The sequence below is a fragment of the Campylobacter jejuni genome (genome assembly GCF_001457695.1).
In the GTDB taxonomy this organism is placed as follows: domain Bacteria; phylum Campylobacterota; class Campylobacteria; order Campylobacterales; family Campylobacteraceae; genus Campylobacter_D; species Campylobacter_D jejuni.
On sequence record NZ_LN831025.1, the window covers coordinates 573,490 to 586,499 of the forward strand.

Annotated in this window: 14 protein-coding genes and 1 pseudogene; 10 read left to right on the top strand and 5 right to left on the bottom strand. The window is 30.8% G+C overall.

The genetic code is table 11. The features are described from left to right. Positions 1-68: 68 nt before the first annotated feature. Genes hypB through hypA form a run of 5 tightly spaced genes read left to right on the top strand, consistent with a single transcriptional unit; the run spans position 69 to position 3,483 of the window. The gene (hypB, locus tag AT682_RS03010) at positions 69-812 is read left to right on the top strand and encodes a hydrogenase nickel incorporation protein HypB (protein ID WP_002854933.1); all 744 of its coding nucleotides are present in this window, start codon (positions 69-71) and stop codon (positions 810-812) included. Then, complete coding sequence (gene hypC, locus AT682_RS03015; protein WP_002882546.1) at positions 812-1,093, top strand: HypC/HybG/HupF family hydrogenase formation chaperone; 282 nt, start codon at positions 812-814, stop codon at positions 1,091-1,093. The genes hypB and hypC overlap by 1 nt, the downstream gene beginning before the upstream one ends. Beyond that, complete coding sequence (hypD, locus tag AT682_RS03020) at positions 1,077-2,168, top strand: hydrogenase formation protein HypD (protein ID WP_002882547.1); 1,092 nt, start codon at positions 1,077-1,079, stop codon at positions 2,166-2,168. The genes hypC and hypD overlap by 17 nt, the downstream gene beginning before the upstream one ends. Beyond that, the gene (gene hypE, locus AT682_RS03025; RefSeq protein WP_002806719.1) at positions 2,165-3,139 is read left to right on the top strand and encodes a hydrogenase expression/formation protein HypE; all 975 of its coding nucleotides are present in this window, start codon (positions 2,165-2,167) and stop codon (positions 3,137-3,139) included. Before hypD ends, hypE begins: the two co-directional genes overlap by 4 nt. Beyond that, positions 3,139-3,483 carry a hydrogenase maturation nickel metallochaperone HypA gene (gene hypA / locus AT682_RS03030; RefSeq protein WP_002776349.1) on the top strand — a complete coding sequence of 115 codons (345 nt, stop codon included), beginning with the start codon at positions 3,139-3,141 and terminating at the stop codon, positions 3,481-3,483. The genes hypE and hypA overlap by 1 nt, the downstream gene beginning before the upstream one ends. Positions 3,484-3,504: 21 nt before the next feature. Here the strand turns inward: hypA and AT682_RS03035 are convergent. The 3 genes and pseudogenes from AT682_RS03035 to AT682_RS03045 all read right to left on the bottom strand — a co-directional run bounded on the left by AT682_RS03035 (position 3,505) and on the right by AT682_RS03045 (position 7,534). Continuing rightward, positions 3,505-4,549: pseudogene (locus AT682_RS03035) on the bottom strand (type I restriction endonuclease). A gap of 92 nt (positions 4,550-4,641) precedes the next feature. Next, positions 4,642-5,607, bottom strand: a complete 966-nt coding sequence (holA, locus tag AT682_RS03040) for a DNA polymerase III subunit delta (protein WP_002882549.1) — start codon at positions 5,605-5,607, stop codon at positions 4,642-4,644. Then, positions 5,600-7,534, bottom strand: a complete 1,935-nt coding sequence (locus tag AT682_RS03045; protein ID WP_002882550.1) for an RNB domain-containing ribonuclease — start codon at positions 7,532-7,534, stop codon at positions 5,600-5,602. The genes holA and AT682_RS03045 overlap by 8 nt, the downstream gene beginning before the upstream one ends. A 118-nt stretch (positions 7,535-7,652) precedes the next feature. Here AT682_RS03045 and ilvC point away from each other — a divergent pair, with 118 nt between their 5' ends. From ilvC to AT682_RS03070, 5 genes are read left to right on the top strand one after another with little or no spacing between them, the layout of a single operon-like run. Next, positions 7,653-8,675 carry a ketol-acid reductoisomerase gene (gene ilvC, locus AT682_RS03050; protein ID WP_002855220.1) on the top strand — a complete coding sequence of 341 codons (1,023 nt, stop codon included), beginning with the start codon at positions 7,653-7,655 and terminating at the stop codon, positions 8,673-8,675. A 3-nt stretch (positions 8,676-8,678) separates the two neighbouring features. Next, positions 8,679-9,761, top strand: a complete 1,083-nt coding sequence (locus AT682_RS03055) for a divergent polysaccharide deacetylase family protein (protein WP_002882551.1) — start codon at positions 8,679-8,681, stop codon at positions 9,759-9,761. Next, a complete protein-coding gene (gene dprA / locus AT682_RS03060; protein ID WP_002882553.1) occupies positions 9,751-10,524 on the top strand; it encodes a DNA-processing protein DprA in 774 nt (257 codons plus the stop codon). Before AT682_RS03055 ends, dprA begins: the two co-directional genes overlap by 11 nt. Next, on the top strand, positions 10,521-10,904 hold the full coding sequence (ruvX, locus tag AT682_RS03065) for a Holliday junction resolvase RuvX (RefSeq protein WP_002854812.1): 384 nt from the start codon (positions 10,521-10,523) through the stop codon (positions 10,902-10,904). Before dprA ends, ruvX begins: the two co-directional genes overlap by 4 nt. 28 nt (positions 10,905-10,932) lie before the next feature. Further along, positions 10,933-11,772 (top strand): RsmB/NOP family class I SAM-dependent RNA methyltransferase, encoded by an 840-nt coding sequence (locus tag AT682_RS03070; RefSeq protein WP_079263865.1) that lies wholly within the window; start codon positions 10,933-10,935, stop codon positions 11,770-11,772. 175 nt (positions 11,773-11,947) lie between these two features. Here AT682_RS03070 and msrA read toward each other — a convergent pair whose 3' ends face one another. Further along, positions 11,948-12,445, bottom strand: a complete 498-nt coding sequence (gene msrA, locus AT682_RS03075; protein WP_002855174.1) for a peptide-methionine (S)-S-oxide reductase MsrA — start codon at positions 12,443-12,445, stop codon at positions 11,948-11,950. A 40-nt stretch (positions 12,446-12,485) separates the two neighbouring features. Beyond that, the gene (ppa, locus tag AT682_RS03080; protein ID WP_002882557.1) at positions 12,486-13,004 is read right to left on the bottom strand and encodes an inorganic diphosphatase; all 519 of its coding nucleotides are present in this window, start codon (positions 13,002-13,004) and stop codon (positions 12,486-12,488) included. Positions 13,005-13,010: the final 6 nt, after the last annotated feature.

The window sequence follows — 13,010 nt, forward strand, 5'->3', positions numbered from 1 at the left end:
TTCTAAAAACTCATAATTTTTTAATGCTTTTAAGGTTAAAATGAAACAAAAAATATAAAGGAAAGAAAATGTGTAAAGATTGCGGCTGTTCTATAAATTCAAGCCATACGCATGATCATCATCATGATCACCACCATGAAAATCCAAGCTTAAAAGAAAGTAAAACCATAGAAGTGATTTCTAAAATTTTAAGCAAAAATGATGAAGAAGCTAAGCACAATAGGGCACATTTTAATGAAACCAACACGCTTTGTATCAATTTAATGAGTTCTCCAGGTAGTGGAAAAACTACGCTTTTAGAAAGCACGATCAAGGCTTTGAAAAATGAGCTTAAAATCGCTGTGATTGAAGGGGATTTGGAAACCAATAATGACGCTATAAGAGTAAAAAATGCTGGAGCTTTAGCGTATCAAATCACTACAGGGCAAAGCTGTCATTTGGACGCTTTTATGGTGCATGAGGCTTTGCATCATTTAGCCATTGATGATGTGGATTTGCTTTTTATAGAAAATGTTGGAAATTTAGTCTGTCCTGCAAGTTATGATTTAGGAGAGCATTTAAATGTGGTTTTGCTTTCGGTAACTGAAGGAAGTGATAAACCGCAAAAATACCCTGTGATGTTTAAAAAGGCTGATATAGTTTTAATCACAAAGGCAGATTTAGCTCATCATTTTGATTTTGATGTTAAAGAGGCGACTAGGTTGATTAAAGAATTAAATCCTAGAGCAGATATTATCACCCTTGATGCAAAAAATGACACCAATATGGAGCTTTGGTATAAGGTGCTTAAACTTAAAAAGGAGCTTTTTTAATGTGTTTGTCTATACCTTCTGAAATTTTAGAAATCGATGAGTTAAACAATGCTTTAGTGCAAACTTTAGGCGTGAAAAGAAAAGTTAATTTGGATTTTATTGATGAGCCTTTAAAACAAGGCGATTATGTCTTAATCCATGTAGGCGTTGCCATGGAAAAAATCGACAAAGAAGCTGCACTAGAAAGCATTAAAACCTATCAAGAAATAGTAGAAAAAATGAATAGTGGAGAGATAAAAAGTGATGAGGGGGATTTAGGTTTAAATGAATTTCATCGATGAATTTAGAGATAAAAAAAGCATTTTAGCTTTAAAAAAACTCATAGAACAAGAACTTAAAAATCCTATCAACATCATGGAAATTTGCGGTGGGCATACGCATAGTATTATGAAATATGCCCTGCCTTCTATTTTGCCAAAGGAAATTAACTTTATCCATGGGCCAGGATGTCCTGTTTGTGTTATGCCAAGAGTTCGCATTGATACAGCTATTAAGCTAGCCTCCATGAAAGATACGATTTTTTGTACCTTAGGGGATCTTTTAAGGGTGCCTGGAAGTGAAATTTCTTTACTGGATTTAAGAGCTAAAGGGGCTGATGTTAGAGCGCTTTATTCTCCGCTTGAAGTTTTGGAAATCGCTAAGCAAAATTTAAACAAAAATATCATCTTTTTTGCTATAGGTTTTGAAACCACTACGCCTATGAGTGCTTTACTTCTTCAAAAGCTTATAGAAGAAAAAATAAATAATGTCTTTTTTCATATCAATCATATCACGGTTCCAGCACCTGTGGAAGCGATCATGAATGATGAAAATGTAAAAATCAATGCTTTTTTAGGCCCTTCTCATGTGAGTGTGATAACAGGTTATGGTATTTATGAGCCTTTAGCAGCAAAGTTTAAAACCCCTATAGCGGTGAGTGGTTTTGAGCCAGTTGATATTTTAGAAAGTGTGTTAAATATCATAAAACAAAGCAATGAAGGCACTTTTAAAGTGTATAATCAATACAAAAGAGCCGTAAGCAAAGAAGGCAATGTTAAAGCACAAAATTTAGTAAAAAAATACTTTAGGGTGTGTGATTTTGAATTTCGTGGCTTAGGACTTATTAAAGATGGAGGCTTGGAGTTAAAAGAAGAATTTAGCGCTTACGATGCGAGTAAAAAATTTGATTGTGCGGTGCAAAGTAAAAATGAAAGCAAAGCCTGTATTTGTGGGCAAATTTTAAGAGGTTTGGCCAAGCCTTATGATTGTAAAGTTTTTGGTAAGGCTTGTACGCCAAGAAGTCCTATAGGAAGTTGTATGGTTTCTGGAGAGGGTGCTTGTGCGGCGTATTATAAATACTCAAAGGTGAATGCATGAAAAATATTTCCTTAGCCCACGGAGGTGGCGGAGAAGAGATGAACGAGCTTTTAACTAAGCTTTTTAAGATCTTTGATAATGAAATTTTAAACGCAAATAATGATGCAGCGATTTTGGGAAATTTGGCTTTAAGCACGGATTCTTTTGTTTTAAGTCCGATTTTTTTAGATGAAGAGGTCAATATAGGCAAACTTTGTGTTTGTGGTTCTATTAACGATGTTTTGATGGTGGGTGCTAAGCCAAAATATCTAAGTTTAGGGCTTATCTTAGAAGAAGGTTTTGAGTTAGAAAAATTAGAACGCATTTTAAAAAGCATTAAAGAAGAATGTGAAAAATGCGGAGTTATGTTAGTTTGTGGCGATACTAAAGTCGTTCCTAAGGGTAAGGCAGATGAAATTTATATCAACACTACAGCCTTAGGTGAAATTATTTCTAAAAAAGAAAGTAAAAATATCAAAGCAGGGCTTAGCATACTTCTTTCAGGCGATATAGGAAGGCATGGAGCTAGTGTTTTAATCAAAAGAAATGAGTTAGAAGCTGATATTAAAAGTGATTGTAAGGCTTTGGATAAAGAGGTTTTAGAGCTTTTAGAAAAAGATATAAAGGTTGTAGCTATGAGAGATGCTACTCGTGGGGGACTTAGTGCGGTTTTAAATGAGTGGGCAAAGCAAAGTGGAAATGATCTTTTGATCTTTGAAGAAAAAATCATCATTCAAGATGAGGTTTTAGGACTTTGTGAGCTTTTTGGTTATGAAGCTTATGAACTTGCAAATGAAGGCACTTTTATACTTTGTGTGGAAAAAGAAGATGAGTTAAAAGCCTTAGAAATTCTAAAAAAATACAATGTAAATGCGAGTATTATAGGAGAAGTTTTAGAAGAGAAAAAAGCACGCGTGATCTTACAAAACGCTTATGGGGCAAAACGCTTTTTAGAAAGCCCTAAAGGCGAACTTTTACCAAGAATTTGCTAATGCACGAATTAAGTATAGTAGAATCTTTAATCGAACTTTGTGAAGAAAATGCCTTAAACAATAAGGCTTGCAATGTACAAGAAATTTATGTAAAAATTGGGCGTTTAAGCGGTATAGAAGTGGATCTTTTTAAGCGTTGTTTTGAAACTTTTAAAGAAAACTCAAATATTTGTAAAAATGCTAAACTTTTTATAGAACTTGCCCCACTTGAAATTTTATGTTTAAAATGCGATCAAACAAGTATTTTAGAAGAAAATGTTTTTAAGTGTCCTAAATGTCAAAGTATAGAATATAAAATCACACAAGGTGAGGACTTACATCTTATGCGACTTGTGATGGAGTGAAAGTAAAATCAATAAATGATTTTACTTTCTGCTTTCAAATGCTTTGATAATATCTGCTTTATATTGATAAATATCTTCTAATTTTTCTATATTATAACTTGCTCCATCCGGAAAACTAATAGATTTTTTGCTTGTATTAAAATATAATCTACATATCCACTTAGTAACTTTGCCTTGATATAAAATACTAAAATAGCTTAAAGTATCTTTGTAACTTACATCTTCAAGATTGGCGCTGACACTAGCAAGAATTGATTTTACTATATAGAAACCTTGTAATTCTTCTTCTGTTGTGACAATATCTTTACTTTCATCAATTTGCTCATCATTTTCATCATCGTTTATGTTTTGAAGATTGTTTTTAATACTTGTGATTTTTTCATAAGCTAAATCATTAATAATTTCTTTAAAAGATTTTTTAATGTAATTTTTGAATTCTTCTAAAACAGCACTAGTCATTCTTTTTTCTGTCATTTGTTTAGCAAAAAAACTTGTAAATTCATCGCTTGGATTTTCTATTTCACTTTTAAAAATTTCTTGTATACTTCGGTAATATTTTTTCTCCATAGCAATGCTTAGAATTTCATCTAAGTTTAAGTCAGTGCAAATAAAACGTTTTAGATCTTTAATATCTCTAGGTTTAAGTTTTTCAAGATTAACAACTAAAAATGGTATTTTATCCATAAGATTTTGTTGTTCAATATCTGTAAAAAATCTATATTCAATACCATTGGTAAGAATGGCAAATTTAATACTAGGATTAGTGTTAAAATATCTTACAAGCTGATTGTTATGATTATCTAAATTTTCAGTATGATTTTTAGCTTCAATTAAAATAAAAGGTTTTGAATCTTTGAAAATAGCATAATCCACTTTTTCGCCTTTTTTAGTTCCTATATCTGCTGTATATTCTGGCACAACAATACTAGGGTTAAAAACATCATAACCCAATGTTTTTAAAAAGGGCATTATAAAAGTCATTTTTGTAGCTTCTTCAGTATTGACAAGTGTTTTGCGTTCAGCTATTGTTTCAACGATAGCATTTATATTGATTTTCAAAATCCATTTTCATTCCTTTTGTTTTTATTAAAAGTATTATAGCAACATTTTTTAGTTTTATAATAAAAAAAGTGATTTTAATTTTTATAATTTTACTATTTAGCTTTTCAAAATCCTTGCAAGTTTAAGCAAATTTGAAATCAAAAATTCTTTTTTTACGAGCTTAGAATTGGTTTTAAGCTCGTATTCGCTTTTAAGCAAAAGAGTGAAAATTTCTTTATATTGTTCGATTTTTAAACTAAAGGCTTGAGAGCTTAAATTTTGTCCCACTTGAGGAGGTGGAGTATAGCCTAAAAGATCTTTAAAATCAATTTTACCATTGACTTTAGCATAAAGTGCGATTTTAAACAAACGATAAAAAGAATTATACAAAGAGTTGATTAAAGCAATTTCATTAAAATTATCTAAAATTTTTTCAAGTTCGCTTTTAAAGTCTTGTTTTTTTAAAATTTTCTCAAAAAAGCTTTCAAAACTTCCTGTATTCAAACTATAGCAGTATTGTTCTATGGTTTTTTCATCTACTCTTAAACCACTAAATTTATTAAGCTCACTCGCAGCAAGATATAAGTTTTCATCAAAACTTGTAAAAAGAGTAAATAAAGCATTTTGAGTGATTCCAACCCCTAGTTGTTTTGCTTTTATGCTTAAAAGCTCCACGCCTTCTTTAGCTCCGTTAGCTTTAAAAAATCTTACAAAATGAGGAGAGAAAATTTTTTCTATATCGCTTTGTTTAGAACTTTCATCATAAAGCTCTAAAAGAAAGAAATTGTCCGTATTGTTTTTACAAAGTTCGACTAAAATTTTAAGATCTTTTGTTGGAATTTTTTTAGAAGTTTTGATTTCTAGTAATTTTTTTTCGCTAAAAAGCGATCCTGCACTTAAAAAATCACTCGCACGAGTGAAGTTGTATTCTTCAAAAAAAAGTTTTAAAGTTTCATCGGGCTTATATTTTTCTTTTATAAATTCAGCATAAAGTTCGCTTTGAAAATTATCTGCTCCATAAAGAAAGAAAAAATTAGGTATTGAATCTTTAGAAAGTAGGGTTTGAAGCTCTTTTCTATACATTTTCTTCCTTTATAAGTCTTTGGGTGATTTTAGCATAAATTTTTGCCATAACTATATCCGCTTCCATGATTTGTACTTCAACATTTTCTAGCAAATTTACACGCGTATCATAAAGGATTATATCCGCTCCTTTGATTTCATCATCTAGTTTGGCTATGCAAACTCCATCATTTTGGACAACTAAAGCTTTAAATTTTTTGCCTATATTTTTAGCTGCCCATCTAGCAAATTTTCTATCCATAAAATCAAAAGCAACCTTATCCGCCTCTCTTTCAAGTGTGCTAAGATTCTCACAAGTGCTTTCTATGTTTAAAAGCAGATAGTTAAAAAGTTTTTCATCGTTTTTTTGCTTGGCTTTTAAAAGTCTGTGCAAAATAAGATCAGAATACCTTCTTATAGGGCTTGTAAAATGTGAGTATTTATCAAAACCTAAGCCAAAATGTCCCGCATTGACGCTAGAATATTCCGCTTTTTTTTGTGCTTTGATGATGAGTTTATCTACTTCTGCTCTTAAATTTAACTCATCGGCTAAAGCTTGTATGTCGCGTATGAGCTCAGGAAGATTGGGCTTAAAATTTACATCGATGCCTAGTTCGCGTAATTCATTTAAAAGCTTATCGATTTTTCTTACATCAGCACTTAAGTGATTTCTAAAAACACCTATATCTATGAGTTTTGCTGCGGCTTTATTGGCTAAAAGCATACAATCTTCGATCAAATTATGCGAAGGCGTGTCTTTTTCAAAAACTGTGCTTTTTAGACTTAAATTTTCATCTAAGTTCATTCTTAATTCTTCGGTGCGAAATTCAAAGGCATTTTTAAGACGCATTTTGCGTAAATTTTTTGTGATTTCAAAAAGCTCATAAAGCCATGAAAGCTCTTTTAAATCAGGTTTTTGTATCAAAATTTCATCAACTTCATCATAATTAAAACGGCGTTTTGAGTTGATAATACCTTCAAAAAGTTCTTCTTTTATGACTTTATTTTCATGATCGAGTGTGATTTTAAAACAATACGCTAAGCGATCTAAATGAGGTTTTAAAGAACAGATATTTTCACTTAAAGGACGAGGTAACATAGGTATAGCAATATGTGGAAAATAAATAGAAAATCCACGATTTCTTGCTTCTTTATCTATAGCACTATAAGCATAAACATATTCGCTAACATCAGCAATAGCTACATAAATTTCTCGTTTTTGAGTGTCAAAATAAATCGCATCATCAAAATCTTTTGCATGTATAGGATCTATAGTGCAAAAAGGCAAGGCTCTTAAATCCATGCGATTTTCATACATACTCGCATCAACGCTATCACCGTTTGCTAGAGCTTCTTTGATACAAGCGTCGCTAAATTCGTTATTTTTATTAAAAAGAGCTAAGGAGATTTTTTCATCTACGCTTTCATCATCGATATGTCCTAAAACTTCTATGATATTGTTATTTTCATTTTCTATTTTTAAAATTGTCCCTAAAGGTAGTGCTTTTAAGGATTTTTGAGAAGTTTTTAAGGCAGTGCTTAATCCTGTTTTGATATTCATTCCAAGCACGGCTTGGCCATACCTTTTGGTAATCACTAAAGAGGTTTCATTGGCTCTTTTTAGAACTAAAATCACCTTTGCACTGGGGCGTTTTTTCTTTAAAGGTAGAAGTTTTACTGCGACTATATCTTTATAGTTTGCACCTTTTAGGTTTTTGTTTTCTATCAAAAGATCTTTTTTGAAACTTTCATCAAAGCATTGTAAAAAACCTGTGCCTTTGCTCGAAATATCAAGTACTCCAAAGGCAAAACCATTGTTAAGATAATATTTGTTTTTGTGTTCTTTGATGATATGATTGGCTAAAAGCTCTCTTAAAATTTGTTTAAATTCATTGCTTACTTCATGAGAGTTAATGCCATAACTAAGACTGTTTAAAAATTCTTTCACTTTTGATACTTTATGATTTTTTGTAAAATTCTTACATAAAGTTTATAAAAAAAATATGAAATTTATACTTTAATTGCTATAATAATACCTTTAATTTTTGAATTTTTAAGGAGTGAATATGGCTATTACAGTATATTATGATAAAGATTGTGATTTAAATTTAATCAAATCAAAAAAAGTAGCAATTATAGGCTTTGGCTCTCAAGGGCACGCTCATGCGATGAATTTAAGAGATAATGGCGTAAATGTAATTATCGGACTTCGTGAAGGTAGTGTAAGTGCTGTTAAAGCAAAAAATGCTGGTTTTGAAGTAATGAGTGTAAGTGAAGCTTCTAAGACAGCAGATGTGATTATGATTTTAGCTCCTGATGAAATTCAAGCAGATATTTTTAATGTCGAAATAAAACCAAATTTAAGCGAAGGCAAGGCTATAGCTTTTGCGCACGGTTTTAATATCCATTATGGTCAAATTGTTGCTCCAAAAGGTATAGATGTTATCATGATAGCACCTAAAGCACCAGGACACACAGTAAGAAATGAATTTACTTTAGGAGGTGGAACTCCTTGCTTGATAGCTATTCATCAAGATGAAAGTAAAAATGCTAAAAATTTAGCCTTAAGTTATGCAAGTGCGATTGGGGGCGGACGCACAGGTATTATAGAAACAACCTTTAAAGCCGAAACAGAAACAGATCTTTTTGGTGAACAAGCCGTGCTTTGTGGTGGACTTAGTGCTTTAATTCAAGCAGGTTTTGAGACTTTGGTTGAAGCAGGTTATGAACCTGAAATGGCTTATTTTGAGTGTTTGCATGAAATGAAACTTATTGTGGATTTGATTTATCAAGGTGGTATTGCAGATATGCGTTATTCTATCTCAAATACTGCAGAATACGGCGATTATATTACAGGACCAAAGATTATCACCGAAGAGACTAAAAAAGCGATGAAAGGTGTTTTAAAAGATATACAAAATGGTGTTTTTGCAAAAGATTTTATCTTAGAACGCCGTGCAGGTTTTGCTAGAATGCATGCAGAACGCAAAAATATGAATGATTCTTTGATAGAAAAAACAGGGCGTAATTTGCGTGCTATGATGCCTTGGATCAGTGCTAAAAAATTAGTAGATAAAGATAAGAACTAAACATTGTCAAAGAAAAAATTAGTTCAAATTCAGCGTTATTTAATCATAGCTATACTTTTTTTACTTTGTATAGCTTTAGCTTTGGGAATTTTAGTAAAATATCAAAATTCCCAAGATGTTTCTTCTGTTAAGTCGGATTATTTTATTGATAAACAAGAAGACTTAATGTCATCAAACAAAGATCATTATGAAATTGGTATTTTTCAAGAGAATGAGTTTGATAATAATAAATCTGTAAGTATTTTAGAGCAAAAAATTCAAGAAATTGATGATTTAAACACAAGTTTAAATGAGCAAAATTTAAGCAATGTAGAGCAGAATTTAAGTTTAGGGCAAAATCAGAGTTTAGAACAAAATTTTATTCCAAAAGATACAAATTTAACCCAAGATCAAAATTTAACTTTTGATGAAGATATTCATTTAAATAAAATTTCTAAAAAACCAAAACTTGCTATTATTATCGATGATATGGCAAATGCAAGTCAGGTTAGAGGTTTAAAAGCTTTAAATTTAAAGTTAAATCCTTCTTTTTTTCCGCCAGATAAAAACCATAGTGAAACGCCAAAACTTGCTTTAAAATTTGATTTTTATATGGTGCATTTACCTTTAGCAGCGATTAATTATAATAAACCAGAAATTGATACTTTAAATCCAAATGATAGCAAAGAAAGAATTTTTAAAAAAATCAAGCAAATTAAAAAAGATTTTAAGGATTTAAGATATATCAATAATCACACAGGAAGTTTATTTACAAGCAATGAAGAAGCTATGAGAAAGCTTTATGAGGCTTTAAAAAATCAAAATATATTTTTTGTAGATTCTAAAACTATAGGCAATTCTAAGGCAAACAAAATCGCTAAAGAACTTAGTATCCCTTATATACAAAGAGATGTGTTTTTAGATAATGAAGATGATGTTAATTATGTTAAAAAACAACTCGAAAGCGCAGTAAAACTCGCACAAAAAAAAGGTTTTGTTATAGCCATAGGACATCCTAGGAAAAATACTTTTAAAGCCTTAGAGCAAAGTAAAGATTTGTTAAAAGGCGTTGATCTTGTGTATTTGAGTGAAATTTATGGCAAGTGAAATTTTGCCTGATGAATTTTTAGAACTTTTTAAAGATTTAAAAAAGCCTCCTAAAAAATTGCACTATAAAGGAAATTTATCTTTATTAAAACAAGATAAAATCGCTATTATAGGTTCAAGGCGTATGAGTGTTTATACGAGAAATTGTGTTTTTTCTTTAGCGAGTATGCTTAAAAATGCTCATCTTTGTGTGGTAAGTGGCGGTGCTTTGGGTGTGGATATCACCGCAAGTATGGCGGCTATGCCAAATACTATAGGTATTTTTGCCAATGGTTTAGATCAAATTTATCCAAGAACTAATGAAAAAATCATTAAGCAAATTTATGAAAATGCTTTAGCTTTAAGCGAATACGAAGATGATTATTTGCCAAAAAATTATGACTTTTTACTAAGAAATCGTTTGGTTATTGCTTTAAGTAAGGCCGTTGTGGTTGCACAAGCAGATATAAAAAGTGGTTCTATGCAAAGTGCAAAACTTGCTTTAGAACTCAATAAGCCTTTATATGTTTTACCGCAAAGACTAGGAGAAAGCACAGCAACTAATTTACTTTTAAAGGAAAATAAAGCAAAGTTAATTTGTGATTTTAAAGAATTTGTAAGTGAATTTGCAAGTATAGATATGAATCAAGATGAGTTTTTAGAGTTTTGTAAAAAAGGTGTGAGTGTTGATGAGGCTTTAAAAATTTATGGACAAAAAGTTTATGAATATGAACTTGAGGGAAAAATTTCCATAGAAGGGCTTTTTATAAGGGTTTTAGTATGAGAGCTTTGGCTTTAGATGTAGGTTTAAAACGCATAGGTGTAGCGCTTTGCATAGATAAAAAGATCGCTTTGCCTTTAGATGCAGTTTTAAGAAAAAATCGCAATCAAGCCGCTAATGAAATCAAAAATTTACTTAAAATACATGAAATTTCTTTACTCATTGTAGGCATTCCTAAGGGTGGATCAAGCGAAGAAGAAATGACAAGACGCATTAAGCATTTTGTTTCTTTGCTTGAATTTGATAAAGAAATTTGTTTTGTAGATGAAAGCGGAACAAGTAAAGAAGCTTTAGAATACGGCATAGCCGATACGCGCAAAAAAGATGGTAAATTAGATTCTTTAGCTGCTTTTATCATGATAAAGGATTATTTTGCTCTCTAGAATAGAAAAACTTTATACTAAAGATGAAATGCAAAATATTTTATCTTCTTTTGCTCAAGAAAAAAATGTTTGTGTATTTGCAAATACTTTAAAAACTAGCATTGAAGAATTAGAAAAAGAATTTTTAAAACAAAATTTAAAATTTAAAAAGATCAATGTTTATTGTTATTTGTTTGATGCCAAAGATAAGGCTATCTTAAGTTCTATGAAAGCTTTTAATGAGGCGCACTTTTATATACAAAATTATTCTTCTTATTTGTGTGCTTTAAATTTAGAGGTCAAAGCAGGGCAAAGTGTTCTTGATATGTGTGCAGCTCCGGGTGGCAAAAGTATCAATCTTGCAAATTTTATGCAAAATACAGGTTATTTAGCTTGTAATGAGATAAGTAGGGATAGATTTTTTATTTTGCAAAAAAATCTTAAAAATTACGGCGTGAATGCTAAAGTTTTTATGAAAGATGGTAAAAATATAGGCAATTTATGCCCTTTAAAATTTGATAAAATCTTACTTGATGCACCTTGTTCAACTTTTGCTAAAATAGGTTTTGATTTGGAAAAAAGTTATAAAGAAATCAAAAATATTGCAAAAACTCAAAAAAAACTTCTACATTCTGCTTTAAAGGCATTAAAAATAGGCGGAGAGCTTGTATATAGTACTTGCACCTTTACCAAGGAAGAAAATGAAGAAGTGATAGAGAATGCTTTAAAAAGCGAGTTTAAATTAGAGCTTTTAGATATTGATTTGGAAAATGTTGAGGCTAAAGCAGGGCAAAGTGAAGAATTTGCTGAAATTTCAAAATGCAGACGGATTTTACCAAGCTTAGACTATGATGGATTTTTTATAGCTAAGCTTAGGAAATTATGTTAATTGATAAAATTATTCACATTTAAATACAAATTCATAAAAAAACTTAAAAAACAATAAATAATTTTTTCTTTATTTTAAAGCTTAAAGTTCTATTTTTAAGTACTTTGAAAAGAAAATCACAGCGTGAAAAGGCTGTGAATAAAGTTGAAATTTTTTTAACCTTAAAAAGATGAAATTAGTCTGATTGTATTTTTTGCAGTTTTGGAGCTATTACAGCTTGACAATATCCTTGATTGGGATTATTTATAAAATAATGTTGATGATAGTTTTCAGCTTTGTAATAAGTTTGCAATCTTGAAATTTTAGTAACTATTTTTTTGCTAAATATTTTTTGCTGTTCTTCGATGAAATTTTGAGCTAAAATTTTATCTTCTTCATTTTCGTAAAAGATTATTGATCGATATTGTATACCAATATCTCCACCTTGTTTATCTATACTTGTTGGATCATGAATTTTAAAAAAGAGTGTTAAGATTTCAAGAAGAGAGATTTGTTTTTCATCGTAATTTATTTTGACAACTTCTATGTTGCCATCACCATTACACACGCTTTCATAGCTAGGATTTGGATTTCCTCCGCTATATCCAACTTCAGTATCGATTACACCTTTTAGGCGTTCAAATACGGCTTCAACACACCAAAAACAACCACCACCTAAAACGATATTTTTCATTGCGAGTTTTCCTTGAGTTTAGCCCTTTGAAGGGCTAGGATTATTTGTAGTTTTTGATTGCTTTTTCTAAAATTTCAATTGCAGCTTTTTCATCTTTGAAATCTTGCACTTTAACCCATTTATTTGGTTCTAAAATTTTATAAGTTTCAAAGAAATTTTTGATTTTATTTAAAGTTGCTTGTGGTAAATCTGTGTAAGTTTTTATATTGTCATATCTTGCATCTATTTTTGAATTTGGAACCGCAAGAAGTTTTTCATCCATTCCGCTTTCATCTTCCATGATTAAAACACCGATTAAGCGGCAAGAAATCACGGCTCCAGCTTGGATAGGATATTCATTAAGCACTAAAATATCCACAGGATCACCATCATCAGCCAAAGTATTGGCAATAAAACCATAGTTTGCTGGGTAAAACATCGCACTAGCCATAACGCGATCTACCATGATAGCACCACTATTTTTATCGATTTCGTATTTGATATTTGAGCCGTATGGAATTTCGATTACGGCATTGATTTTATTTGGAATATCTCCGATTTTGATTTTGCTTAAATCCATTTTTTC